This window comes from Neobacillus rhizophilus, from assembly GCF_018343535.1.
GTDB classification, from domain to species: domain Bacteria; phylum Bacillota; class Bacilli; order Bacillales; family Cytobacillaceae; genus Neobacillus; species Neobacillus rhizophilus.
Window position 1 is genome coordinate 753130 of record NZ_JAGYPF010000001.1, and the last position, 26857, is coordinate 779986.

General features: G+C 38.5%; 20 protein-coding genes. 8 read left to right on the plus strand and 12 right to left on the minus strand.

What is annotated here, in order from left to right; all coding sequences use genetic code 11:
- The 4 genes from KHA99_RS03585 to KHA99_RS03600 all read right to left on the minus strand — a co-directional run bounded on the left by KHA99_RS03585 (window position 1) and on the right by KHA99_RS03600 (window position 5622).
- A complete protein-coding gene (locus tag KHA99_RS03585; protein ID WP_213116042.1) occupies window positions 1-1458 on the minus strand; it encodes a sensor histidine kinase in 1458 nt (485 codons plus the stop codon).
- A 125-nt stretch (window positions 1459-1583) separates the two neighbouring features.
- A complete protein-coding gene (locus tag KHA99_RS03590) occupies window positions 1584-2579 on the minus strand; it encodes a DUF4822 domain-containing protein (RefSeq protein WP_213116043.1) in 996 nt (331 codons plus the stop codon).
- A gap of 348 nt (window positions 2580-2927) precedes the next feature.
- Window positions 2928-3914: a cell division protein FtsZ gene (gene ftsZ, locus KHA99_RS03595; RefSeq protein WP_213116044.1), complete on the minus strand. Its 987-nt coding sequence runs from the start codon at window positions 3912-3914 to the stop codon at window positions 2928-2930.
- A gap of 529 nt (window positions 3915-4443) precedes the next feature.
- The gene (locus KHA99_RS03600; RefSeq protein ID WP_213116894.1) at window positions 4444-5622 is read right to left on the minus strand and encodes an MFS transporter; all 1179 of its coding nucleotides are present in this window, start codon (window positions 5620-5622) and stop codon (window positions 4444-4446) included.
- Between the two features lie 360 nt (window positions 5623-5982).
- On the opposite strand from KHA99_RS03600, the gene KHA99_RS03605 reads away from it, so the two are divergent.
- The gene (locus KHA99_RS03605) at window positions 5983-6855 is read left to right on the plus strand and encodes a LysR family transcriptional regulator (RefSeq protein WP_213116045.1); all 873 of its coding nucleotides are present in this window, start codon (window positions 5983-5985) and stop codon (window positions 6853-6855) included.
- Between the two features lie 178 nt (window positions 6856-7033).
- Here the strand turns inward: KHA99_RS03605 and KHA99_RS03610 are convergent, their stop codons facing one another.
- The 3 genes from KHA99_RS03610 to KHA99_RS03620 form a co-directional block, all read right to left on the minus strand.
- Window positions 7034-8254, minus strand: a complete 1221-nt coding sequence (locus tag KHA99_RS03610; protein ID WP_213116046.1) for an amidohydrolase — start codon at window positions 8252-8254, stop codon at window positions 7034-7036.
- Between the two features lie 17 nt (window positions 8255-8271).
- A complete protein-coding gene (locus KHA99_RS03615) occupies window positions 8272-9510 on the minus strand; it encodes an amidohydrolase family protein (protein WP_213116047.1) in 1239 nt (412 codons plus the stop codon).
- Window positions 9511-9593: 83 nt separating this feature from the next.
- Window positions 9594-11171, minus strand: a complete 1578-nt coding sequence (locus KHA99_RS03620; RefSeq protein ID WP_213116048.1) for a glutathione ABC transporter substrate-binding protein — start codon at window positions 11169-11171, stop codon at window positions 9594-9596.
- A 341-nt stretch (window positions 11172-11512) separates the two neighbouring features.
- Here KHA99_RS03620 and KHA99_RS03625 point away from each other — a divergent pair, with 341 nt between their 5' ends.
- The 7 genes from KHA99_RS03625 (at window position 11513) to KHA99_RS03655 (ending at window position 18184) form a co-directional block, all read left to right on the plus strand.
- Complete coding sequence (locus KHA99_RS03625) at window positions 11513-12367, plus strand: ABC transporter permease (protein WP_249366509.1); 855 nt, start codon at window positions 11513-11515, stop codon at window positions 12365-12367.
- Window positions 12368-12382: 15 nt separating this feature from the next.
- Window positions 12383-13303, plus strand: coding sequence for a nickel ABC transporter permease (nikB, locus tag KHA99_RS03630; RefSeq protein ID WP_213116050.1), 921 nt, complete (start codon window positions 12383-12385; stop codon window positions 13301-13303).
- Window positions 13304-13319: 16 nt separating this feature from the next.
- Window positions 13320-14336, plus strand: coding sequence for an ABC transporter ATP-binding protein (locus KHA99_RS03635; RefSeq protein WP_213116051.1), 1017 nt, complete (start codon window positions 13320-13322; stop codon window positions 14334-14336).
- On the plus strand, window positions 14336-15331 hold the full coding sequence (locus tag KHA99_RS03640) for an ABC transporter ATP-binding protein (protein ID WP_213116052.1): 996 nt from the start codon (window positions 14336-14338) through the stop codon (window positions 15329-15331). Before KHA99_RS03635 ends, KHA99_RS03640 begins: the two co-directional genes overlap by 1 nt.
- 98 nt (window positions 15332-15429) lie before the next feature.
- Window positions 15430-16197, plus strand: coding sequence for a sensor histidine kinase (locus KHA99_RS03645; RefSeq protein ID WP_213116053.1), 768 nt, complete (start codon window positions 15430-15432; stop codon window positions 16195-16197).
- A complete protein-coding gene (locus KHA99_RS03650; RefSeq protein WP_213116054.1) occupies window positions 16194-16886 on the plus strand; it encodes a response regulator transcription factor in 693 nt (230 codons plus the stop codon). Before KHA99_RS03645 ends, KHA99_RS03650 begins: the two co-directional genes overlap by 4 nt.
- A complete protein-coding gene (locus KHA99_RS03655) occupies window positions 16883-18184 on the plus strand; it encodes an SLC5/6 family protein (RefSeq protein WP_213116055.1) in 1302 nt (433 codons plus the stop codon). The genes KHA99_RS03650 and KHA99_RS03655 overlap by 4 nt, the downstream gene beginning before the upstream one ends.
- A gap of 255 nt (window positions 18185-18439) precedes the next feature.
- Here the strand turns inward: KHA99_RS03655 and KHA99_RS03660 are convergent, their stop codons facing one another.
- From KHA99_RS03660 to aspA, 5 genes are all read right to left on the minus strand, one after another.
- Window positions 18440-19660, minus strand: a complete 1221-nt coding sequence (locus tag KHA99_RS03660) for an amidohydrolase (protein ID WP_213116056.1) — start codon at window positions 19658-19660, stop codon at window positions 18440-18442.
- A gap of 78 nt (window positions 19661-19738) precedes the next feature.
- Window positions 19739-21307 (minus strand): glutathione ABC transporter substrate-binding protein, encoded by a 1569-nt coding sequence (locus tag KHA99_RS03665; RefSeq protein ID WP_213116057.1) that lies wholly within the window; start codon window positions 21305-21307, stop codon window positions 19739-19741.
- A gap of 110 nt (window positions 21308-21417) precedes the next feature.
- On the minus strand, window positions 21418-22902 hold the full coding sequence (locus KHA99_RS03670; RefSeq protein WP_213116058.1) for an amidohydrolase family protein: 1485 nt from the start codon (window positions 22900-22902) through the stop codon (window positions 21418-21420).
- 313 nt (window positions 22903-23215) lie between these two features.
- On the minus strand, window positions 23216-24517 hold the full coding sequence (gene ltrA / locus KHA99_RS03675) for a group II intron reverse transcriptase/maturase (protein ID WP_213116059.1): 1302 nt from the start codon (window positions 24515-24517) through the stop codon (window positions 23216-23218).
- Between the two features lie 578 nt (window positions 24518-25095).
- Entirely contained in the window at window positions 25096-26520 is a 1425-nt protein-coding gene (gene aspA, locus KHA99_RS03680; RefSeq protein WP_213116060.1) for an aspartate ammonia-lyase, read from the minus strand.
- Window positions 26521-26857 lie beyond the last annotated feature (337 nt).

A 26857-nucleotide genomic window follows, 5' to 3' on the forward strand; every position in this document is an offset into this window, starting at 1 on the left:
CTAAATTGACTTCTTCAACGTAAAAAAGATACTCGTTCCTACCCCTATTTGACTTTCCACCCAAATATCTCCGTCATGCTCCGTAATAATCTGCTTTGCAATCGCAAGTCCAAGTCCGCTCCCGCCAGTTGATTTATTTCTTGAGGTATCTACACGATAAAAACGGTCAAAAATATATGGAAGAGACTGCTCCTCGATTCCGGAACCATTATCACGGACTTCAATTTCAACAAAATCTGCTTCTTCATTTATATTAATACATATATTTTTTTCTGACTTTTTCATATGCTTTACGGAGTTATTAATGATATTTGTCATTACCCGCCTTAATTTATCACGGTCGGCAATCACCTTCACTTCATTTTTCGTCCTATTTTCAACATTAACTTGAATACCTTTTTCCTCTAAATCAAAACTTGCTTCCTCAACAAAATTTATGATAAAACGGTTAATTTCAATGCCTTCGAAGTAAAATGGCAGCTTCTTTAAATCTAATTTAGAAAAAAGGAATAAATCATCAATTAGTTGATCCATATCTGTCGCTTTTCGTTTGATTGTTGAGAGGTATTTCTCCATTTTCCCTTGCGAATCTGCAACTCCATCCTGTATTCCTTCAATATAACCTTTGATAGCCGTTATTGGAGTTTTTAAATCATGTGAGATATTGGAAATTAACTCCTTTCTGCTTTCTTCATATTGAAGCTGAAGCTCTATTGAATCCTTAAGTTTTTTCCTCATTTTGTCAAATTCATAACTAAGTTGACCAATTTCATCCTGCCTCGCATGATCAATCTTCACGTTTAAATTACCTTCACCCATTTGTTCTGTTGCAGTTTTCAAAGAAAATAATGGCTTAATAATACTCCTAGAGACAAAATAACTTAATAAACCATTTACAAGAATTAAAGAAAGAAAAAGTGCCCCAAATATTAATGGAAATAAGCTTCTTGACAGTTCAACAAAAGGACTAACTTCCCTCATAATGATAACACTGCCTTCTTCCTGATCCGGAAAATAAAAATCGAACTTTACATATAAAAAAAATTGATGATCTATACTGATCGTTTCTCGTACTTTAATATTTTCCGGTTCAAAAGAAGGAAGTTTTTTTTCATCCTTTATAGAATTTAAAATTTTTGATGAGTGGACAATTTTTTTTCCTTTACGGATGATTAATCCAGAGGATACTGGATCTAACTTTTGATCAAATTGTTTAAGTGTGGTTTCATTTAATAATTGATTTGGTTGTTTTTTCGCTAAATATTTAACATCTAGAAATACATTTTCCTCTGGTTTTGTTAATGGCTTAAGCGCGTATTGACGTGTATACAAATCTTTAATACTTCGAATATCCCCTGTAATTGCCACTGGAATCAACAAGGCGCTTATTAAGAAAAGTACTAGCGTCACGATTAGCATCGTTGTATGTGAAATTAATAATCGCCACCGAATAGACATGAGAGTGCCTCCTGCCGAGGTACAGTTTTTTTAACTTTACCGTAAAGGAAACAAGGTTGTCACCTTTTGTAGACAACCTTGTTTTTAATTCATTTATTTCCCACCCATTTGTATATTAACTGCTTTTAAAAACTAAATTTTGGTTTAAAATCACCTTTATAAGGTTCATGTTCAACGAATATAGTTATGTCCTTGCCATCTTTGTCCTTACCAATTCTTTTATAAGTAAATTTATTTTTATTAAGCTCTGTAAGTTCAAGAGCAGCACCATACTTATTAGCTCCAATTGAAACATGGGCTCTTATCTTATTTCCGTGTACCACATCGAAGTATCCATAATCACCCCGGCTTTTGCCAGTTTCTTCATTGAAAAACTCATATTTATTTGTCTTATCATAAAATTTTGCCAGACTTATAAACATCGAATTATATTGTGTTACATCATTGCCGTTTTCATCCAATACCTTTGTTCCGTGCCATAGGGTGCTGCCTAAAATTTTATCTCCATCAATGTTTTTAACAATATCTCCTGTAGTAGTATCCAACAGCTTGTCCGGATCAGTAAAAGACAGCTCTTTGTCTTTATATGGAACATGTTCAACGAATACTTCTACTTCATTGCCATTAGCATCTTTTCCCATTCTTTTATAAGTAAAAACATCTTTATTTAGTTTTGTCATATCAACAACTGCTTGGTACTTCATTGATTCTGAAATTAAAATTCTCTTCTTCCCATCATTTGTGATAAAGAAAGTTCCTTTATCCCCACGACTGTTACCCGTTTTAGCATCAAAAAATTCATATCTGCCTGTTTTAGCATCATATTTTGCAAGGCCAATGAAATTTGTATTCTCTTTTGTTAAGTCATTATTATTTTTGTCGTATACTCTTGTACCTTGCCAATTTGTGCTGCTAAGAATATTAGCCATTTCCTGACCTTTAGTCATTTTATTTTCAGATTGGTGTTTTTTATTTGAATCTTGAGCTTTATTTGTTTTCGTTTGTTCTGTTTTTGTTGCATTCTTTTGTTCACTTGCGTTGACCTGCATACTTGTGCCCCACGCTGTTAATGCTAATGTCAATCCGAGTAAAGGTGTTAATATTTTTGTTTTCTTGATCATTTTTTCATCCCCTAATTCAATAACATTATTAACTGGTCCTAAAAGGTATTGTTTCATTTGTATTCTTGATTTATGACTTCGTCGACGTACATTGATTGTACCTTACAGAACTTAACTCCTCGTATAAAAACCATTATCAAATTCTTAACTTTTTAGTTTGATATCTTAAACTCAAATTCATTGCAACCTGTCTCGAGCACTTTCCCTTGCTGCAGGCTTCTGGAATACATTAAAAAAGGATGAAATAGTTTAGAACCCTTCAAAAATTATTTTGAGGGGATCCTATACAAATGGTTTATCGCATTATCCCATTACCCATGGAGGAAATGGTTTTTCCATTCCTGTAATTTAAGTGCTGGAAGACATTACTAATGGAAGCTCCTGATCATGAAAGCCAGTAGCAATGATGGTTACTATAATCTCATCTTTTAAGTGTTCGTTAATAACAGAACCGAAAATCATATTTAACTCGGAGCTTGCCGTAGAAGTAACAATGTTTGCCGCCTCTTGTACTTCGTAAAGACTTAAATTTGTGCCCCCTGTGACTTTCATTAGCACACCTTGAACTCCATCGATAGAAGTACCAAGTAACGGGCTGGAAATAGCTCTCTTTGCAGCTTCAGCAGCGCGGTCTTTACCTGTTGCGATGCCAATTCCTATTAAGGCAGTTCCTTTATTGGACATGATTGTTTGTACATCAGCAAAATCAATGTTGATTAAACCAGGTACAGCTATTAAATCGGAAATACCTTGGATACTTTGACGAAGAAGATTATCCACTTCACGAAATGCCTCAACTATGGGTGTATTTTTATGTATAGTCTCTAATAATCGATCGTTTGGAATAACAATTAATGTGTCCACTGCTTTCTTCATTAAGGCGATTCCGCTTTCTGCTTGTTTTGCACGTTTACGGCCCTCAAACGAAAATGGAAGTGTTACAACTCCAATGGTCAGAATGCCCAGATCACGGGCAATTTGAGCAATAGCAGGGGCAGCACCCGTTCCTGTACCGCCGCCCATACCAGCTGTAATAAATACCATGTCTGTGCCTTTTAATACTTCTTGGATCTTCCCTTGGCTTTCTTTTACTGCTTTTTTACCTACTTCTGGATTTGCCCCTGATCCTAATCCTTTTGTCAATGTTTCACCGATTTGTATCTTGATCTCAGCGTTTAATAATTTAAGAACTTGTGCATCTGTATTAACAGCAATAAATTCTACACCCTGAACTCCATGCTCGATCATACGGTTAACAGCGTTATTCCCCCCACCGCCAACGCCGATTACTTTAATGTTGACTAATGAGTTTACTTTTGTAACAAACTCCATCATATGTTCCTCCTAGTTCATCGAATTACCCTTTTTTAAACTATTCATTCAAATATCAGAATCTTATTCTTTATTCAAAAAGTCGGTTCTTGCTTTTATTTAGATCCAGCTAAAGAAAAAGACATTGTCGCTAGCAGTCCCGTAAAGGAAGATGCTAACGACAATGCCTTTCATTGAATCCTGCCACTCTTTAAAAAAAGCCGGAAGGATTCGACACCCAAAAAAGGGAATCCCTACTTCTGATTACAAGGTACTTTCGCCCTTAAATCGATAGACAATTTATTACAATTTAAATACATATAGTTCTATGCTAACATAGGAAAAACTTTAAGAAAAATATAAAAAAATTAAGTTTTACTTAAGTTTTGCATATAAGTAACCAATAAGATGTAATCACAATCTCTTCATTTGCTTTCCTATAAAGCAAAACCGCATTTTCCATGGAAAATGCGGCTATTCTATAAAAACAATTTTTAATGATAGGATATGTTTCATTCCCTTTGTTACGGATGTAGTAATTTAGTAAATATTTCTATAAAGCTTGATCATTTAATCTTTTATTTTCTGTAGGGCTTTCTCCATTCTTACTTCCAACCCACTTAACGGAAACAAAGCTGCTAACCAGTAACACAAATGCTCCGAATAGATAAGGCAGGTTGATATGAATATCGAATAACCACCCCGCAAGCACTGGCCCAAAAATTTGTCCGAGACCCATATAGGCATTGTTCAACCCTGCTACAAATCCTTGTTCATTTCCAGCTTCCTTCGAAAGCAGCGTGTTAATCGTCGGCCGCAATATGTTATTAAATGTAAAAAACAACATCGTAATGACCATTACATAAAAGAAATTGCCCGAGAATAGCAAGAACACAAGAGATATTGCCGATAGCAAGAGCATGCTGCTAATAATTGGCTTTTCCCCAAATCTTTGTGTAAGCCGGTTAGTCAGCATCACTTGGTTGAATGTACCGATCAAGGAACAAACCATGAACAAGATGGAAATTTCTCTAGTTGTAAATCCATAGCTCTGGGTAACGAACAACGGGTATATCGCCTCAAAGTGAGTAAGTCCGAATGTAAGAGCGAATATCATTAACAATAGAGTAAAATAGCGAGATTTAACCGATTGTGCAAGCTGACGAAAAATATTTTCCTTCTTTGGTTTCGATTTCAGATGCATGTGACGGGCCTCTACAGATTGGGATTCCGGTAAAAATGGCAAACAACAGATCACCGACAATAGACCAATACTTGCAGACCCGAAGAAAGGAGCCCTAGTTCCAAACTCAGCAAGCAATCCTCCCAAACCCGGACCAATAATAAAACCGGATGACATCGAAGCGCCTAGAAATGACATCGCTCTAGGCCTCTGTTCTTCTGTCGTGATATCCACAACATAAGCCATAATGGAGGGAACCAAGGCAGCAGAACCCATACCGCCAATTAATCGTGAAACAAGAAAAAGCGAGAAATGATCTGCAACAGCAGCCAGTAAGTTGGAAATGACGAATAAGCACAGTCCAACGACGATCATCGGCTTGCGTCCGTATTTGTCTGAGAATTCGCCAGCAATTGGCGAGAACAAAAACTGCGTCAAACCGAAGGCGGATACTAAATATCCCGCTGCTTTTCCGCCGGCTCCGAATTCTTTTAGCAGTTCAGGCAGAATCGGAATAACAAGACCAATGCCAAGCATCGCAAGAAACATATATGTCAGTAAAAGTGGAAATGCAGATTTTTTTGGCACGGATTTTTCTCCTCTTTTGCTCGAAAAAATAATATTTGATTCTTCATGAAAATGGTGTATACAGAATGCTTATTTTGAATCCTGTGTCATGTAAGTGGAATCGTCTGTAATGGTTTCATCAGAGGATAGCATCATAACGGGTACAAATACGGAATGTTACCATTTATTGATCGAGGACGGAAAAATTGCGGAGATCAGATATCACTAGTAATCCTTTTCCTACCTGATAGAAATATGCTAACATGGGAACAACCATATTAAAAATATAAAAAAAATAAATTTTACTTAAGTTTTTCATATAATACAAGGAGTGTTTTAGCGTTGGACATAAGACAGCTGCGATATTTTATAGCCATTGTTGAGGAAAGAAAAATTTCTGCTGCCGCAGTAAGACTTCATATCTCTCAACCCCCTTTAAGTCAACATTTAAAAACAATGGAAGAGGAACTAGGCTCAAAATTAGTAGAGAGAAATGGAAAATTTTTTGAATTAACCGAAGCGGGGAAAGCCTTATATAAATACGCTTTGCGAGTGACCCAGTTAATGGAAGAAGCCAAAATGGAAGTGAAGGAAGTAGGAAATGGGACAAAAGGGAGACTATCGTTAGGAATCAATACATTTTCTGTTGTCGAATTACCTGAAATACTCCATCAGTTTCAAAAACTATACCCAAATGTTACATATAAAATTCAACAAAATGAATCCTCTCATCTTTGTAAGCTAGTCAAAGACCGGGTGGTGGAGCTGGCAATCATTCGAATGCCGCTCAATTTAGATGATTTTTCAGTTCTTCACCTTCAAACAGAACCATTTTATTTTATAACATCAAAAAAACAGAAACCGTTAGTTCATGAGGTCTCATTTGGAGAGCTTCAAAACTACCCGCTCATTTTACCAAGTACGGAAGGATTAGGTGTGCATTATTTAATTTTGGAGGCATTTTCTCGGTACGAAAAACATCCTAACATTGTTGGTGAGTGTTCAGACATTACTCTATTGATGGATTTGGTCTCATCTGGTTTTGGTGCATCCATTGTTCCAGAAACCATGCTTAAACTGCATAAAGGATATCCAATACAATCATACCAAATTCCAAGTTCTAAGCTGTCCTCCTCTGTCGGATTAATATGGCTGAAAAATCATTACTTATCAAAGACAGCTCAAAACTTTGTAAATTTATTAAAAAAGAGGTAAAATTTTAAATTTTTAAATTTTTTTCTCCTATATATGTGAGACGATTAAATGAAAACTCGCCGATTGGCAAGTCCGATAAGACGAAGATTGAGGCGTAGTTGAATTCAACTAACTTATTAGCAAAAAAAAGCCCATTTTCTGGGCTTCTTCTTTTTGAGAATATTATCATCCTGAATGATTAAATTTGTCCCGAGACCACTTTCCCTCTAAAAATAACAGCCTCCCGTTTCGGAGTTCTTGCAACCGCTTCAGCCGTACAAGATACATTAACAAGTACAAGGTTGGCCTCGTCTCCTTCAAGCGGCCAAGCCACTTCCCCATCTTTCGTTAATGGTGTTGGTCCGCCTGTTGCGTATTTTAACGATTGAGACAGGGACAGTTCATCGCTTTTGCGATATAACTCACCATAGCGAGTCACCTTTTCCAGTACATCACCTGTTCCAAACGGTCCCCATGAATCATAAAAACCATCACAGCCTAAATAGACATTAACCCCTTTTCGGTCTAATAAATCAATTGGAGGGAGCGTTCTGTTGATTGGAATCGTGGACATGATCGACATCCCTAAATTGCTAAGCTTTTCAGCAATCTCTTCCTGCTGTGGAATCGGCACGTCCCCTAAACTAAAGGCATGACTGACGGTTGCACGATTATGCCATTTTGCCTCTTCAACCAATTCAGCTAATTTATCTACCGTATAATAGCCAACATGACCGCCGTCATGCAAATGTATATCCACGTCAGCATCAAATTCTGTTGCTAGGTTCATTACTTCATATAAAGATTTTTCTATGTTACGGTCAATACCTGCTGGGTCAAGCCCGCCAACAATATTTGCACCATTTCTCATGGCTTCCTTCATTAAGGAAATAACGTTGTCCCTTAAAAGTCCATGCTGTGGAAAGGCAACAATTTCATAGGTTAATTTATCGGAATAATCTTCTAGCGCTGCTTTCACGCCTTCCAAATTTTTCAATCCGATGTAGGGATCAATATTCACATGAGTCCGGATATGCGTAGAACCTTGGCAAAGAAGTAGCTCAATCATCGCACTAGCCCTCTGCTTGGTCGTTGAAGCCAAATGCTCCAGTTCCATAGCTTCCAGCCGTAATCGTTCTGTTAAATTTTTTGCTGGAATGGGAGCCTTCCAGTTGAGAGATAAATAGGTTTTATCAAGGTGATTATGCATCTCCTTAAAGGTTGGAATCGCTAATAAACCTTTTCCATCTATTTTTATTTCCCCGGATGGGATGACAAAAGTAGCGTCTTTTTTCTCAACAAATTTCCCATCCTCTATTTTCAAATGGAAGAGTGATGTTTTTGTTTCGTAGTCACCTTTCTCATCCTGTTGATAGCCAGTTTCTAATCGAACGTTTGTTAACCAATATGGAGCAGACATCTTCATTTCCCCCTCGTTTACACTCTTACTTCATTTGTTTCCGTTAGCTTACTTTCGACCTTTTTCCCTTTAAAAAATAGTGCTTCTACAGTGGCCCGCCTTGCGATTGCTTCTGCTGAACAAGATGCATTTACAAACATCATGGTTGCGTCATCGCCAACCTTTGGCCAGACACGTTCGCCTCTTTCATTTAGAGGCGTCACTCCGCCAGTACCATATTTTAGGACAGTTGATAAAGAGTATTCATCACTCAATCGGAACCTCTCAGCAAGGGTTCCAAGCTTTTGAATAGTATTTCCAGTGCCAAATGGAGACCAGTGGTCCGTGATGCTATCATGGCCTACGGAAACCGGAACACCCAATTTATCAAGAGTCGGAATTGGTATAGTAGGACGATTAACCGGTACAGTTGTTGTCACATCAAGCTCTTGTTCTCTTAAAATAGCCGCCATTTCAACGAGTGCTTCCCCCGATAAATCGCCTAGTGCTATCCCATGACTGATGGTTGCTTTTCCCTTTAACCCGGCTTGCTCCGTATAGTAAGCCATTCTTTCAAAAGTAAATGCACCTAATGTGTTAGGATCATGAAGGTGAATATCGACACCCTTATCGTTTTCAACAGCAATTTCAAAAATCGTCGCCAATGATTTTTCAATATTTCTATCAACCGTTGCCGGGTCAACACCCCCTACGAGGGTAGCTCCATTTTTCATCGCATCGCGAATTAATTGAACAGAATCACTCCTAAGGAGTCCATGCTGCGGGAAGGCGACGATTTCATAGGTTAGGACATCCTCATATTTTTTCAAAGCATTCACAGTTGCTTCCAAATTTTTTAATCCTATGACCGGATCGACGTTACAATGGGTGCGGATATGGGTATGCCCATTCCGAATATATAATTCAATCATTTTTTCAGCGCGTTCCTGTGCAGTTGGTAAAAGCTTTGGCAAAAGCACCTTTTCTTCTTCTAATCTGGTAAAGATCCCTTTTGTGATTGGAGTACACGCTTTCCAAGGTCCGCCATAATAGGTTTTATCAATGTGAATATGCATATCTCGTAAGGATGGCAGTAATAGCTGCTGCTTCGCATCAACCTGCTTTTCACCCAAGTTAGGCAATTCACTAGTGATTTCGGTGATTTTGCCTCCTTCAATTTTCAAATGGCAAATTTCTGTTTCAGTAGCGGCAATACGTTCATTTTCATATTTGAAGCCTTTTTCTAAACGAACATTTGTTAACCAAAAAGTCGTCATTTCATTTCCTCCTATGAAAAAAAATTAGGAAAAGCACTTTTGTAAAAAAGTACTTTTCCTTCATCAACATTCAATCAAGCTTTTTACTTAATAACTACATCATCAATCATTAGGTAGTTTGAAGCGTTTAACCAATACCCACTTACATTTTTATTACTTACTGCTAAGTACTCGTAATTGCGGATTGGAATATAAACTGCATCGTCAATTTCTTTTTGCATAACTTCTTCATACAGTTTTAAGCGTGTTTTCTCATCAGTTTCTCTACGCGCATCTTCAATCAATTTGTCTACTTCAGGATTACTATAGTAGAAATGGTTCCCTGCAGGACCTTGTGAAGAAGTATGGAATAAGTTGTATTGGTTATAATCTCCATCGCCAGTGGCATTTCCCCATCCGTTGATGACCATTTCATGTTGTCCCTTATTAAGAGTTTCAATAAATGCGCCATATTCCATCACTTGAATCTTCACATTTACCCCAATCCCTTTTAACTGAGATTGAATAACTTCAGCCATATTTATACGTTCTTTACGATCGCTGGTAACTAAGGTAATCTCTAACCCTTTTTCATAGCCTGCTTCTTTTAACAATTTTTTGGCTTCATTTAAATCATAATCATACGGCTTTACCTTGTCGCTATAACCGAACACTTTAGGGCTCATGGCCACGTTAGCAAGGGTCCCCACATTATTATAAACACCTTTAATGATGGCTTCTCTTTCAATCGCATGGCTGATTGCTTTACGGACTCTTACATCATCAAATGGTTTTTTCTTTACGTTAAAGCCGAGGAATTCAACAGCAAGTCCTTCAGTGCGATAAAGCTCCATTGTATCAGAAGCTTCAATCCGTTCAATTTCAGTGACAGGGACTTGATCGTTGATATGCGCTTCGCCCGTTTCAATCATGGCTAGACGAGTTGCATCTTCTGGAACAACTTTAAATACTACCCCATCGATATTTGGTTTTTTCCCCCAGTAATTTTCATTTTTCACAAGTGAAATTTCTTGGCCGCTTTTCCATTCTTTAAAAACAAACGGGCCAGTTCCAACTGGATGTTCAGCTAATTTTTCTGGATTTTCAGCCAATGCTTTTGGACTAATGATGCTTCCTTCTTGGCTCGCTAATATAGATAGAAGTGGGGCATATGGATAGTCAAGCAAGAATTGAACGGTATAATCATCAACAATTTTTACTTCTTTAATCATGGCAAATTTCGTACGCTGTGGCGACCCCGTTTTTGGATCTAATAAACGATCAAATGTTGCCTTCACAGCTTCTGCATTAAATGATGCTCCATCATGGAATTTAACACCTTCTCTTAATTTAAATTCCCAAGTTGTATCATTTACGACCTTCCATTCTTTTGCTAACAGTGGTTGAATTTTAAAATCTTTGTCTGGTACAACCAGTCCCTGATATACCTTTTGATAAACAACATTAGCAGAAGGAATATCGGTTATAAAATGTGGGTCTAATTTCGTTGCATCAGAAAGACGAACTACAGTAAGTATTCCACCTTTTTTAACTTCATTTTTCTTCCCTGCTGTTTCGTTGGTATTAGCTGATTTCGTTGAACAAGCTTGAGCAAACAGCAGCATTAATCCTATTAAAACAAATAGAATGCCATTTTTAATGGTGCGACTTTTTTTCTCCATATCTCTTTCCCCTTTATGATGTTATTTAAATTCTATATCTAAGCTGTATCCGTTTTTTCACCTGCCTCTAAATTTGCTTATCTGCATTATAGAAGATGATGATTTGAAATATTTACAGAATATTTACTAAAATTTTAACTATTTTGACAAACAATTTAAAAAATATTTACTTTCACTTAAATTTTGATAATTTTGTACTTATTCCACATAAAAAAATTAGCTTTCATAAGGAGGAACATGACAACCAGAAACTACAGCATTCTTTCAAATAAAATAATTAAGGAGGGTTTTGCATGACACTTGAAGCAAAAACAAAACAAACAGTTGTAGTAACACAAACTATGAATCATCCAAAAGAATCTAAACTGAAAGATTTCCTTTCCATTTTAATGCAAAATAAAGCGGCAATGGTTGGTGCTATCATTATACTTTTCTATATAATAGTTGCACTCTTCGCACCATTACTTGCTCCTTATGATCCATACGAAATTAAATTGGAAAATAAATTAATACCCCCGTCCCCAGATCATTGGATGGGAACAGATGATAAAGGAAGAGATATTTTAAGTCGGATTCTTTTTGGATCGAGACTGTCAATGGGGATTGGATTCACTGCGGTAATCTTCGGTGCCTTTTTCGGTATTATTTTTGGACTTGTTGCGGGCTACTATGGAAAATGGATTGACTCTACGATTATGAGAATCATGGATATCCTGCTAGCTTTCCCTGGAATTTTACTAGCATTGGCAATCATCAGTGCACTTGGACCAGGCTTAACAAATGTAACCATTGCAGTAGGAGCATACTCGATTCCGTTATTTGCCCGAATTGTTCGCGGTTCGACTTTAGAAGTAAAGCGGCTTGAGTACATTGATGCCATCCGTTCGCTGGGAGCGAATGATATAACAATTATTTTTAAACATATATTACCGAATATTCTGTCACCTATTATTGTACAAGGGACACTTAGACTAGCAACAGTCATTCTCTCAGCAGCTGGCCTATCCTTCCTTGGGCTTGGTGCCCAGCCTCCATCTCCAGAGTGGGGGACCATGTTAAGCAACGGAAGGGATTTCTTATTCTCAGCACCTTATATCGCTATTTTTCCAGGGCTGGCCATTTCTATACTAGTTTTAGGTTTTAATATTTTTGGTGATGGATTACGAGATGCATTTGATCCAAGAATGAAGAAATAGGGAGGTTGACCAACGATGTTAATGTTTATCTTACGCCGTTTAATGCAAACAATTCCTGTGGTTATTGGGGTAACGTTTGTAGTGTTCATTATTATGCAGCTTGTTCCGGGGGACCCCGCTGTATTGCTTGCTGGTGAAGGTGCTTCAAAAGATACCATTGAAGCCATTCGGGAGCAATTAGGGTTAAATAGACCACTATACGTACAGTATTTTGATTACTTGATGAACGTTTTTCGTGGTGATTTTGGGGTGTCCCTTAAAAATAGCCAGCCCGTTCTAGAGGAAATATTGGTTAGATTACCAATAACTATGGAGCTTGCCTTTTTCAGTATTATCATTACGATCGTTCTAGGGATGGCTGCTGGCATCATATCTGCAGTTAAACCTTATTCCCTAACAGATACAACGGTTATGATTGTCGCATTATTAGGGATTTCATTACCAAGCTTTTGGTTCGGTTTAATGATGATGTATTTCTTTTCTGTAAAATTGCAGATACTGCCAGTCGCCGGATGGGAAAGCATTCTTCACGTGATCCTTCCAGCTCTTACATTAGGTGCTGGCGGCGCAGCTATTGTGGCCCGAATGACGAGATCAAGTATGCTTGAAGTTATTCGTCAGGATTATATTAGAACTGCTCGTGCTAAAGGTCTTCGTGAGCGAGTAATCGTTTATAAGCATGCATTACGTAACGCATTAATTCCTGTGATCACCGTTGTTGGCCTACAGTTTGGCGCATTGCTTGGCGGTACCGTTTTAGTCGAGTCGATTTTCGCTATTAATGGATTAGGAAGGATGATCGTAGATTCGATCAGGATGCGCGATCTTCCAATGGTACAAGGAGGAGTATTAGTAGCCTCGCTAGTTTTCGTTATCGTGAATTTATGTGTTGATGTACTATATCGATTCTTTAATAAACGGATTGAACTAAATTAAAAGGTGGTGAACGGTCATGAATGCTGAAAACAGACCGATTTTAGAAGTGAAAGGTTTAAAAACACATTTCCACACGAAGCGTGGGGTCAGTAGAGCCGTAGACGGCATCGATTTTACACTAAGGAAGGGCGAAACATTAGGGATTGTAGGTGAATCCGGCTGTGGAAAAAGTATGACATCTCTTTCCATTCTAAGGTTAATCCCCTCCCCTCCCGGAAAAATTGCCGGCGGGCAGATTCTGTTTAAAGGTAAAGACTTAGTCTCCCTTTCAGAAGATGAAATGAGGAAAATTCGCGGGAATGAAATCTCGATGATTTTCCAGGAACCGATGACCTCGTTAAACCCTGTCATCCCTGTTGGAGAACAAATCGCCGAAGCATTAAGACTCCATCAAAAGATGAGTAAAAAAGAGGCACGGGACAAAGCAGTAGAAATGCTGAAGTTAGTTGGTATACCCTCTCCTGAAAAAAGAGCAAAACAGGAACCTTTTCAATTAAGCGGCGGCATGAGGCAGCGTGTCATGATTGCAATGGCACTAGCTTGCACTCCTGAGGTGTTAATCGCGGATGAACCGACAACAGCCTTGGATGTAACTATTCAGGCGCAAATCTTAGAATTGATAAAAGATTTACAAACAAAGCTTGGCATGGGCGTTATTATGATTACCCATGATTTGGGTGTTGTTGCTGAAACCTGTGATACAGTTGCCGTCATGTATGCCGGTAACATTGTAGAACATGCTCCAACTAATAAGATTTTTTCGGATCCAAGACATCCTTACACGCAAGGTTTAATAGCCTCATTACCTAAAATCCATGAGGATCAAGATGAATTGAAAACCATTGAAGGCAGTGTCCCAAGTCCTTATAATATGCCTCTTGGCTGCCGATTTGCATCCAGATGTCCCTTTAAACAGCCAATTTGCCATGAGCGTCAACCAGAACTCGCAGCACAGCCGGATGGTGTAAAGGTCCGCTGCTGGATGTATACAAGTCAATGGACAGAATTCCAACAACAGGAGGCTGTAAAATAATGCAGGCACAAGCCGAGAAAAAGCTATTATTACAAGTAGAAAATTTAAAGCAGTATTTTCCTGTCAAATCAGACTCCCTTTTTAAACCAAAGTCATATGTAAAGGCAGTTGACGATGTTTCTTTCCATCTTTTTGAAGGTGAGACTTTAAGCATTGTCGGCGAATCCGGCTGCGGCAAATCTACCACCGGGCGGGCAATTTTAAGGCTTGATGAACCAACAGATGGCAAGGTTTATTATTCAGGACAAAATATTTTGGATTTAAACAAAAAAGAAATGCGAAAGTTAAGAGGAGACCTGCAGGTAATTTTTCAAGATCCTTTCGCCTCTCTTAATCCAAGACAAACAGTAAAACAAATTTTGAATGAAGCGATGGCCATTCAAGAGGTCGTTCCAAAACCAAAAAGAATGGAAAGAATGTTGGAATTACTCGGGTATGTTGGTCTCCCGCCAGAAGCATTAGATCGATATCCTCATGAGTTCAGCGGAGGCCAACGTCAGAGGATTGGGATTGCCAGGGCTCTGGCGGTGAATCCGAAATTAATCATTTGTGATGAAGCTGTCTCAGCTTTGGATGTATCGATCCAGGCACAAATTCTTAACCTATTAAAAAAGCTGCAAAATCAGTTTCAGCTCACTTTTCTTTTCATCTCACACGATCTAAGTGTGGTACGGCACATTTCTGACCGAGTCATGGTGATGTATTTAGGAAAGGTAGTCGAGATTGCTGAGAAAAAAGCTTTGTTTGATTCACCGCTCCACCCTTATACCAAAGCATTATTATCATCAATTCCGGTACCTGACCCGGAGTTAAAAAGAGAGCGGGTCATTTTAAAAGGTGATGTCCCCTCCCCTATTAACCCGCCAAGCGGATGCCGGTTCCATACACGTTGCCCGTTTGCAACAGAAAAGTGTAATAATGAGGAACCAGCCCTTAGAAAATTAGGGGAAAATCATTTTGTCAGCTGTCACTACGCGGATGAACTTGCAAAATAAAAATATTTTCAAATAATAAAAAATAAGTATAAAATATTATATTAAAAAAGGGAGTTAGTCATACTCCCTTTTCGCCATGTAAAGGAGAATCACTTTATATGCTTTCGATGGATGCTTTCTCCCTTTATATTATGTTTTGTGTGCTTGCACCTTTATTAGGTGCATTCACACTGCTGTTTTTATTCATCTTCGAAAAACGGATTGACCTTTTGGAAAAACAAACACGGGAAATTGCGTTGCAAAGAGAACTTCAAACTGCCCTATATAATCAATTAAATCAGGAAATACAGCCGCATTTCCTTTTTAACACATTGAATTCCATATTAAGTTTGGCAAGGCTCGAACGTAAAACTGAATTAATACGTTCTATTGAAGCTCTTTCAAGGCTGCTTAAATTTAAGTATCAAACGAATTCTCCCTTTATAACGATCAATGATGAACTGACTTATATTAAATATTACTTGGAAATTCAAAAGATAAGGTTTCGGGACAGACTCCATTATGAAATCGCTATGGATCCTTCTGTTGGACAGGCCGTTATTATCCCATTTTTAATCCAGACATTTGTGGAGAATGCATTTAAGCATTCATTTGAAAAATATGCTGGAGAAGCGTTCTTAAAAATAATTGTTGAGAAGAAAGAGAAGTATGTACATGTAACGGTATGGAACAGTTCCAGTGAAAAACATGAAGACCAGCCTCATAAGGGGGGACTGGGATTAGAGAATATCGCCAAAAGACTGGAGCTTTTATTTTCACCTGAACATACTTCTATTCAATTAACATCTTTAAATGATAAAACCAACGTTTTGGCTGTTTTTCCATATGTAAATAAGAACGAAAATCAAGGAGATAAACGATTATGAATATCATGTTAGTTGATGATGAGCCGCTAGAGTTAGAGCAGCTTGAATACTTAATCCAAAAAAGATTTCCAACATGGAAATTTTTCAAAGCACAAGATGCATCCCAGGCTGTTCAAATTCTGAAACAACATGATATCATGCTTGCCTTTTTGGATATTCAGCTTCCGGGAAAATCAGGATTAGAATTAGCCGCGGAACTAACTCGTTCTCATAAAATGGATATCATTATGGTAACAGCTTTTCAAAATTTTGAATATGCTCAAACTTCGATACGACTTGGGGTTGTTGATTACATTACTAAGCCGGTTATTGAAGATGAATTACTTGAAGTGTTAAAAAGATACGAACGTATAGGACGTTACTCTGAACCAATCATGAACGCCCTGCAAATTATTCACCAAGAATATAGTGAGAAATTGACATTGAATTATTTGGCTTCGAAAATTCATATAAATCCAGCTTATTTTAGCAGAAAATTTCATGAGGAAGTTGGGATGGGGTTTTCAGAATATTTAAATGACTATCGATTAAAGGAAGCTCAGAGAATGTTAATAGAAAATCCAGAACTAAGTATTAATACTATTTCAGACAGATGTGGATTTAACAGTCAGCATTATTTTAGTCAAATTTTCCGTAAAATAACTGGATATTCCCCACGTGACTATCGACTGAAGGAGACATTGCGTTGAATAGGAAGGATTATCAATTTTACATTAGTGGTGCTGTAAAATTAGGAGTAAGCTTTGGAGTTGTTAGCTTATTGGCACGCTGGATTACCGGAAATACGATACTTTCTGCACCTGAAACACTAGTAAAATACGGAATAACCGGTGCCATTGGTTATTCGTTAATGGGGGCTCTTGCTCTTGTCTTATTTGGATTTTTAGCAAAAAAAATCCGAAACAATTTTCACAATGAACAAACGATTGGGGATGTGATGCGGCAAAAGCTGACTCCTAGCGGATATTGGTATATAATGTTTATTCTTTTGGTTACGAGCTTTTATTCGCTTTTTATTCAAGCAATGGGTGCAGGGATTCTCATACATATTATTTTCCCTATTCCCGTATTTATCGGGATGATTCTGTTTATGGGCTTTTGTTTTTTTGTTGGTGGAGTAAGCGGAATGCAGCGAATTCATCAGTTTTCCGGCGTTAATGTAGCTTTAATATTTGGCGCAGTCCTCCTGATTCCTGTCTATTTTTATATTCAAGCAGGGGTTCATCCAGTATATGACGGAATAAAGCTTTACCATCCCTATATTTTATACTTCAAAAATATGGATGCGATATGGTTTATATTTACCGCCCTTTTAATCTTCTTTGGACAGATTATGATGGACCGTGCCACCTGGCAAAGAGTATTTATAATTCAAAAAGAAAAAGTAACAATGACCTTTTCTTTAGCGGGGGGGATCTGGGCAACCATCCCTCTTGCCTTATCATCTTTATTAATGATTATTATGTTCGGTAGAAGCTATAAGAATATATATTCGCTTTTGTTTGAATTAGTTGACAAGATTCAGTCCACAATGCTGATTATTTTATTTGTATTATTTTGTTTTAGCGCAATTTCTTCTGCGATAAATGCTGAATTGCACGCAACTACTACCTTGTTTGTAAAAAATGTGTTGGAATTGTTTCGGCCATTAACGAATCATGAAAGATGGAAATACTCCTATATTTTTTCTGGAATAGTTTGTGTGTGTTTGCTAGTAATAGTCAGTATTCTTACGCCGAATCCATTGAAATTATTGTTCTTTTTCGGAAATATTTATGCCTCGATAATTATTCCAATGCTGTACATCATTCTTAGCAGCAAGCCCATTCCCGTGGTCATACCATATTCCTCATTGATTGGAGCAGCGGGGGGCTTCTTATTGATTCCATTTACCAATGACCTGAAAGCGATTTGGATTAGCTTTGCTATATCGGGTGTCATCTGTTTGTTTGTATACATTTTAAAAAAAGCACCTATAAAATCTTAGGTATTTTACGACTTTTGGAGGGAGCTGCATTGGGACAATCACAATCCCTATTCGAAGATTTATCCATGTTAAGCCATGACCTATTACCAACACAACCTGAAGCAAGAACCTGGAAAAAAGGACATTTTTTCTCTATTTGGATGGGGTCTTCAATTGGGTGAACTTTCGGACAATAAAAGCGGTAAAGTATTTTCCAGGAACTGCAAAAAGGGGATGACCGTGTCATCCCCTTTTTGTTATGTTTCATTTTGTGTTTTAAAGTGAGCCAGATACGATGTTTCCATTATAAAAAACCGCTTTCCGCTTGGCTCTTCTTGCAACAGCTTCGGCCGAGCAGCTCGCTTCAACCAGAATCATATTGGCGGTATTCCCTGGTTTTGGCCAAATCTGATTACCTTCTTTGTCCAACGGTGTTAAACCGCCGGTAATATATTTAAGTGCTTGCCCTAAGGAAACTTCATTTGTCCAGCGGCTTCTTTCTACTAATCTGCCCACTCTTTCAAGTACATCCCCGTTACCAGTTGGCCACCATGAATCAAAGATATTATCATTCCCCACAGCCACTTCTACTCCAAATTCAGTAAGAAGCGGAACAGGAGGTATGTTGCGGCCGATTGGCAGGCTGGTCACAATCGATATTCCTGCATCCTTTAAAATCTCAGCCATTTCTACGGCCTCTCCCTGCGAAACATCTCCAAGGCCAAATGCATGGCTTATGGCAACTCTTCCCTCCCAGCCTGCCTGCTTCGTTAAATAGGCTAGCCGTTTCATCGTGAAGGTTCCTAAGTGTCCAGGGTCGTGTAAATGCAAATCGATATCGGCATTTGCCTCAACTGCCAAATCCATTAACTGTACTAATGATGCTTCGATATTATTATCAACAGTTGCAGGGTCGACAGCACCCACAATTCCGGCACCATTTCTTAATGCTTCTTTAACGAGTTCAACTGTCCCAGGCCGTAGCAAGCCGTGCTGGGCAAAGGCTACAATTTCGGAACTTAATTTATGCGAATACGTTTCTAAAGCTAGTTTTACTCCTTCTAAATTCTGCAAGCTTACTTCTGGATAAATATCCACGTGCGTTCTGACATGAGTCGAGCCATAAGATAATAACACCTCAAGCAGTGCTTCCGCACGATCCTTCGTGCTGGATGATATAGAAGTAAGAATATTTTTTTCTATTTCACATCGTTCAATCACACCTGATGCTGGTATACAGGCCCTCCAGCGATCTCCCATATAGGTTTTGTCTAAATGAACATGCTTTTCAACAAAGGATGGGATGAGAAGCAGGCCTTCCGCGTTCATCACGGGTAATTCATTCAAGAGTGTCTCTGATGCATCGATTATTGTCGTAATCTTGCCATTTTCAATTAATAACTGAAATAGCCCTGTTTGTGTCCCTACAACTCTTCCGTTCTCTTTAATGTAACCTGTTTCCAAACGAACATTCTTTAACCAAAAACTTCTATTCATTCTCTAACTTCCTTTCTTTTCAGAGCAAAAGATAAAAGGGGGTACCCCACAGAGATATCCCTTTTATCTGCCTTAAAGTTATTTAATAGATACATCGTTTATTTCTAAATAGCCTGACGGGCTTATCGCAAAGCCTTCTACATTTTTTGAGACAGCTGCTAGGTTTTCTATCACACGGACTGGAATATACACTACATCCTTCATTTCTAATTCTTGTGATTGTGCATAAAGCTCCTTGCGTTTTTCTTGATCCTTTTCTCTTCTAGCTGCTTCAATTAAACTATCAACCTCTTTGTTGCTGTAGAAAAAGGTGTTTCCTGCCCCACCTTGGGAACTTGTATGGAAAAGATTATATTGATTATAATCAGCATCTCCAGTAGCATTTCTCCAGCTGATAATAAACATTTCTGAATCACCTTTGTTTACTTGCTCTACAAATGTTCCATATTCCAATACTTGAATATTAACCTTAACGCCGATCCCTTTTAATTGAGATTGAAGAACTTCGGCCATATTGATTCGCTCTTTGCTATCCATTGTTTTAAGAGTTATTTCCAATCCATTCGAATAGCCTGCTTCTGCAAGCAGCTTTTTCGCTTCATTTAAATTATATTCAGAGGCCTTCATTGTATCATTGTAGCCAAATACTTTAGAGCCCAATAAGGAATTCGCTCTTTTCCCAACATTGTTATATACACCTTTAATAATGGAATCCATTTCAACAGCGTAGGATATAGCCTTTCGAACACGAACATCGTTAAAAGGTTTCTTCTGAACATTAAAACCAATATACTCTGTTCCATATCCTTCACTACGGTAAACATCGACAGCCTTTGAAGTTTTTACTGTATCCATCATCGGTACGGAAAGCGGTTCAGCTATATGAGCTTCTCCCGTTTCAAGCATCGATATTCTTGTCGTTTCTTCAGGAACAACCTTGAATACGACTTTATCCACCCTTGCTTTTTCTCCCCAATAATCGTTGTACTTTTTTAAGACAATTTCTTGACCCGGTGTCCAGGATTCGAATACAAATGGACCTGTTCCATTTGGCTCTTGGATAATTTTCTTGCCATATTTTTCAATCGTTTTTGGATTGATAATACCACCTTCATGGCTCGCTAAGATAGAGAGTAACGGAGAGAACGGCTCAGATAAGATAAACTGTACGGTATAATCATCAATAACCTTTACTTCCTTAACCATTTTAAATACAACCGCTCTCGGTGAACCAACGTTTGGGTCTAATAAACGATCAAAGGTAGCTTTGACAGCATTTGCCTTAAATTCGGTTCCATCATGGAACTTTACACCTTTTCTTAGGGTAAACTCCCAGGTTGTATCGTCCTTTTGCTCCCACTTTTCCGCTAGCAATGGCTTTATTTGAGCATTTTTATCACGGCCAACTAAACCCTCATAAATCTTCCGATGAGTAATACTTGCGGCATTAATGGTAGACATAAAATGGTGGTCCAAATTTTCAGCATCAGATAAGCGCGCAACGACCAAAGTTCCCCCTTCTTTAGCGGCTGAGTCACTTTTTTTGGTGTCACTGCTAACATCTTTTTTGGTAGAACAACCTGCCATGATTACCATCATCATGAACATGACGATAAAGATTTTTCCTACCCCCCTATTTCCCTTCATCAATCTTACCTCCTGAATATTTTTTAAAAGGGTTTAACCTTTGTCTAATTATAAAAAATATTCAGATAATAATATTTCAAATATCTTTACTTCCTTTTTTAATATCTTTACTACTTTCTTTCATTTTTAATAGATTCTACAACTCTAAAGGATGTTGGAAATAATTGTCGTTCCGGAAGCTTCTGATAATCTCTTTCCATATATCCCTTTCTCATTTTATTAAAATATTGTTGCCCTTTGAATTTAATTTCTTCTAAATTAACGTTTGGAATTTGCTGATCCTTCATGACAATTCTGCCATTGATGATAGATAATTTCACATCTCTTCCAGTTCCGCCTACGACCATCGTGCGAATTGGGTCATCCACAACCCCCATGTGAAATCCATCCAAATCAATCGCAATAATATCAGCTTTCGCACCAACAGCGAGCCTGCCGAGATCGGCCCTGCCGAGGAATTTAGCACCACCGAGTGTTGCTGCCCTAAAGAAATCAGCGTATGTTGAATCTTTGACTTCTTTTTCAATAAAACGAGAAAACATGCTTCCGGTCCGGATGTTCTGGAAAATATCCGGAGGGAAGGTATCCGTTCCGAGCGCTATATTAATTCCTGCTCTTTTATATATCGCAAAGGACTCTAAAGCTGACATGTGCCTGCCAATAATTAACGGACAATGAATCACTGTCGTCCCGGTTTCTCGCAGGAGTGCGATATCGTTCCCTTCACCAACTTTCGCTTCACTATATCCGGCAATATAGTGAGCGTGTGGGATCCCAGTTTTGGGCCCTAAGAAGCCAAGGTCGTATAAGAAGCGAATTGGAGTGACCCCATATTTATCCACAATGGTATGATATTCAAAAGTTCCTTGTGCCGCATGGAGTTTTATTGGAACTCCCAGCTTCTCGCTAAAATACTTCGTTTGTGCCATGCTATCGATTGTTTGACATTCTATCCGTTCAGGTGCAAGCATGCCCCGAACTAGCCCATCAAAAGCACCGTCAAATTCCTCCACAAATCTAACCGCCCGTTTTAATCCCTCTTTACCGGCTTCTTCATCCAAATAAAGCTTGATAGTACCATCGGGTTGTACCACCCTGATCCCAGATTGATAGCTAGGACCAAGATAAATTCTTAACCCAAGGTTTCCGGCATGGTTTGCAGCTGCTGCTAATTCCTCATATGTTTCAGCCCATTTTTTATAAAAGACTGACGTAATTGGCATCGCCGTTGTAATCCCGTGTAGAATTAGCTGCGTATAGGCATAAAGAGATTTAAAAGCTTCTTCTTCAGCGGTCATCACTTCATGGTATCCGTCCTTAATATATTGCGCGGACCAGAGCAAGTTTTTCTGTCTGTTTGTACTGGCCTCGAGGTGTAAAATATCATGGTCGATATCTCCTAACGCATTTAAATCAATAAAACCAGGGCTAATGACGGCATTCCCTACATCGATTATTTCATTTATTACACCTGTGTAATTTTTACCGACATATATAATAGTGTCTTGTTCATAAACAACTTCAGCATTTTCGATGATAACATGGTCTTCCCCGTCATAGCCTATGACATACCTTCCCTTTATCTTTGTCTTCATCCACTTTCTCCTTTCTTCCTTTTACCTTTATTATAAAAAACTCTCGATGCCCCCATTTTCGGAATTATTACTCTTTTTTTAAATTTTTCTACTTTATTGCAGCAGAATATTTACTTCAAGTTAAAAAAAGAAAGGTTGTCAGCTTTTAGACAACCTCTCTTAATACATCCAATTTTAGTAGAGTAAGAAACTGATTTCAGAGGGATAGCCTTTCGGCTATCTCTTTTACTTTCAGTTCCTCCTCATCAAACCGTACGTGAAGTTTTCCCTCATACGGCTTTCCGACGTTCTTCTTTCTTTGGCTTTACGGAGACTAACTAGCCAATTTCACTAATAAATGACCAATTTCTTTTCGTACGTCTATTAAATTCCCATGTTTCATACGACTATTTCTTTTCTTGTTATAGAATAATGTTAGGCGTTCTAACACATACCAATCAATCCGATTAAGCCATTTCTTTGCATTAAGTGATATGAGATAGTAATTTTTGAAACCTTGTAGTTTCTTGTTTAATCCGATCACCAAGTCATGAATATCCATGTACAATTTTGCCCTTGGCTCAGTGTATGCCTTAATTTTTGCACGCATTTTCTTCATTGCGTTCTTTTTCGGGATGTGTGACATCACAAATAATGTGTAACCGCCTTTCCGACGGATTGGAAACTTCCTATTATGAAATCCTAAGAAGTCAAAACCCTCTATATCATCCCAAAGATGAACCAATCTTGATTTATCTCGATTAATTGAAAGGTCCAGTTTTCCCATTATTGCTTGAATAACTTTAATGCTTTTAAGTGCATGTTGTTTAGTGTTGCACATGATGACGAAGTCATCCGCATACCTGACCAGTTCACCTAAATGATTAAATCGCTTCTCCCAAATTTTATCCATTGTGTTTAAATAGATATTCGCTAACAGCGGGGAGATAACACCACCTTGCGGTGTTCCAGAAATCGGATTTCTAATCTTACCTTCTTCCATGATGCCCGCCTTCAGCCACTTACGAATTAGCTTTAGAACTCTGCGGTCACTGATACGTTGTTCGACCAATTTCATCAATTTATCTTGGTTGATGTTATCAAAATATCCTTGGATATCGACGTCTACTACCCAAAAACATTTCTTACTCGCTTTTCGTATCTTTGCCATGGCTTGATGAGCATTACGTTTAGGACGAAAACCAAATGAGCAATCATGAAAGTCAGCCTCAAAAATAGGTTCAATAACCATCTTAGTAGCCATTTGTGCAACTCTATCTTTAATGGTTGGGATTCCTAATGGACGTTTCTTCCCGTCATCCTTTGGTATGTAGGTTCTTAGGACTGGATTGGGATGATATCTGTTCTCTTTCAACTCTAGGTAGAGTTCGTTCAAGAACTTCTTCTCTCCGTATTCCTCGACGATATTTACAATCGATTGTCCATCTACGCCCCCACTGCCTTTCTTTCGTTTCACACGTTGCCAGGCTTCCCATAGGATATCAGGACGATAAATTTTGTCATATAAAGCATGAAATCTACGGCTAGTGTTTTCCTTGGCACAAAGATATAACGTCTTCCAGAGTTCTTGAGCTTTTACTTTATTGGTGTAGTTAGCCATTTTCTTGGCATTCACTGACTCTTACCTCCTTCCAACATATGAACGAAGTAGGGTATTGGCTTTTGCCGTCCTTCCCTAGACAATGTTATGTTGTCATTGTCATCATTGGTACTATGACCCCCTCCGACTCCCTCTCATCCATTCACCACTTCGTTTACACTTATAGGTTTCTGCTTTACTTTCGTATGAAAGTGACGAGGAGGGTATCCCCAGTTCCGTTAATTACTTTCCTAACATGTCGCTCCCCTTACCCCGAGAGATTCCTTGGTGCTGCTTTCCCAAGTTCTTCACACCTTCCATGGTCTTCGCCCATATACTCAAGGCTCGACTTCTCTTTAGCCACCGACGGTGGGTTCCTTTGACGAGACGGCAGGATTCACTTAATGTTACAACCTGTTAGTTTGCTCGCACTCTGCTAGAGAGTTACTTTGTCACAGGGCTTCAACCTTAGAGTTTCTTCACCAGTTGCCTGTCAGCTACTGAGCGTCTTGGTACTTACTCAGATTGGACTTTCACCAATTAGCAATTAACGGCTTGCTGGGCACGCAATATAAAAAAAGCGAACAGTTCGCTAACTGTTCGCTCTTTGGGTTTTAATCTCGATCTAAAAGTGCCGCTCCGGCAATCCCCGGTTTTGTCATTTCATAAATATTAAGGATTTGATCCAATTCTTCCTCAGTTAAAACATCATGCTGCAGGCACAACTCACGAACAGATTTCCCTGTTAAAGTCGCTTCCCTTGCAATTCTTGCCGCTGCTTCATAACCAAGATGCGGATTTACTGCGGTAATTATGCCGACACTCTTTTCAACATATTCTTTCAATCTAGCTTCATTCGCCTCAATGCCAGCTAAACAGTGGTCAGTAAATGAGCGGAAACCATTGTTCATGATACTGATGGATTGCAGCAGATTGAAGACTAAAACAGGCTCCATTACGTTTAACTCAAGCTGCCCTGCTTCCGATGCCAGACAAATGGTATGGTCATTGCCAATCACCTGAAAAGCAATTTGGTTAATCAGTTCCGGCATAACTGGGTTTACTTTACCCGGCATGATGGAAGATCCAGGCTGGCGTGCCGGCAGTGAAATTTCAGCCAGACCTGCCCGTGGTCCCGAAGCCATCAGGCGTAGGTCGTTAGCAATTTTCGACATATTCATCATACATACTTTTAGAGCGGCAGAAACCTCCGTATAGGCATCGGTATTCTGGGTGGCATCCACCAGGTGCTCCGCATTGACCAATGGCAGCCCGCTGATTTCGGCCAACTGTTTTACCACATCTTCAATATACTGAGGGTCAGCATTTAATCCTGTTCCAACTGCAGTTGCCCCCATATTTACCTCATATAAATGGTTCCGCGATTGAGAAATTCTCTTCATATCCCTTTCAAGTACACGGGAATACGCTTCAAATTCCTGGCCGAGGCGAATCGGTACAGCATCTTGAAGGTGAGTTCGGCCCATTTTGATTACTGTTTCAAATTGCTTTGCTTTTGCCTTGAAAACGCTATGCATGTACTGCATTGTCTCTAATAATTTGCTCAATAGATTTAGTGTTGCAATATGGATTGCCGTTGGGAAGGCATCATTTGTCGATTGTGACATATTGACATGGCTATTTGGGCTTAAATGCTTATAATCCCCTTTTTTGTGTCCCAGCAATTCAAGTGCGCGGTTGCCGATCACCTCATTTGCGTTCATATTCATGGATGTCCCGGCACCACCCTGAATTGGGTCGACGATAAACTCGTCATGCCACTTCCCTTCAATGATCTCCTCGGCTGCCTGAACGATTTTTTCCCCAAGTCCGCTGTATAAACGTTTGGTATTCATATTAGCAATAGCTGCTGCTTTCTTGACCATTGCTAATGCCTTAATTAATTCCTCATGGATTCGGTATCCTGTAATCGGAAAATTTTCAACGGCCCGTAATGTTTGAATCCCATAATAAGCATTTTCCGGTATTTCTTTTTTTCCTAAGAAGTCTTGTTCAACCCTTGTTGTATTCGCTTCCATTTTCTTACCTCACCTTTGTATTTAGGCATTCTATTTTAATAGAATCCTATTATATATAATAACATTTACAAAGTTATTGTATTACATTCCTGCTATAATTTCATTCTTAAAACAAAAATTCTTCAAAAATATTATTTTAAAAAAATATCACCTGATCAACAACCACTTTTAAGAGGACACTATAATCTTCTAAAATATCACTTCACTCTCTTTATAATATACTCCTTTTTGAAACCGTTTTCAATAATTTGTTTGTTTTTCAGCCTATTTTCGTAAAAAGCAAAAATGAAAAAAATGTAGAAATTTGTCTGAATATTTACTCATCAAATGCTTTATA

Coding starts and splice junctions, on each gene's coding strand:
- KHA99_RS03615 (WP_213116047.1), bottom strand. CDS start 9,510: ATGACGACTTTTTGGTTAACAAATGTTCGTTTAGAAAAAGGCTTCAAA.
- KHA99_RS03650 (WP_213116054.1), top strand. CDS start 16,194: ATGAATATCATGTTAGTTGATGATGAGCCGCTAGAGTTAGAGCAGCTT.
- KHA99_RS03635 (WP_213116051.1), top strand. CDS start 13,320: ATGAATGCTGAAAACAGACCGATTTTAGAAGTGAAAGGTTTAAAAACA.
- KHA99_RS03585 (WP_213116042.1), bottom strand. CDS start 1,458: ATGTCTATTCGGTGGCGATTATTAATTTCACATACAACGATGCTAATC.
- KHA99_RS03640 (WP_213116052.1), top strand. CDS start 14,336: ATGCAGGCACAAGCCGAGAAAAAGCTATTATTACAAGTAGAAAATTTA.
- nikB (WP_213116050.1), top strand. CDS start 12,383: ATGTTAATGTTTATCTTACGCCGTTTAATGCAAACAATTCCTGTGGTT.
- KHA99_RS03660 (WP_213116056.1), bottom strand. CDS start 19,660: ATGAATAGAAGTTTTTGGTTAAAGAATGTTCGTTTGGAAACAGGTTAC.
- KHA99_RS03645 (WP_213116053.1), top strand. CDS start 15,430: ATGCTTTCGATGGATGCTTTCTCCCTTTATATTATGTTTTGTGTGCTT.
- KHA99_RS03620 (WP_213116048.1), bottom strand. CDS start 11,171: ATGGAGAAAAAAAGTCGCACCATTAAAAATGGCATTCTATTTGTTTTA.
- KHA99_RS03665 (WP_213116057.1), bottom strand. CDS start 21,307: ATGAAGGGAAATAGGGGGGTAGGAAAAATCTTTATCGTCATGTTCATG.
- KHA99_RS03610 (WP_213116046.1), bottom strand. CDS start 8,254: ATGTCTGCTCCATATTGGTTAACAAACGTTCGATTAGAAACTGGCTAT.
- KHA99_RS03625 (WP_249366509.1), top strand. CDS start 11,513: ATGAATCATCCAAAAGAATCTAAACTGAAAGATTTCCTTTCCATTTTA.
- ftsZ (WP_213116044.1), bottom strand. CDS start 3,914: ATGATGGAGTTTGTTACAAAAGTAAACTCATTAGTCAACATTAAAGTA.
- aspA (WP_213116060.1), bottom strand. CDS start 26,520: ATGGAAGCGAATACAACAAGGGTTGAACAAGACTTCTTAGGAAAAAAA.
- KHA99_RS03600 (WP_213116894.1), bottom strand. CDS start 5,622: ATGTTTCTTGCGATGCTTGGCATTGGTCTTGTTATTCCGATTCTGCCT.
- KHA99_RS03590 (WP_213116043.1), bottom strand. CDS start 2,579: ATGATCAAGAAAACAAAAATATTAACACCTTTACTCGGATTGACATTA.
- KHA99_RS03670 (WP_213116058.1), bottom strand. CDS start 22,902: ATGAAGACAAAGATAAAGGGAAGGTATGTCATAGGCTATGACGGGGAA.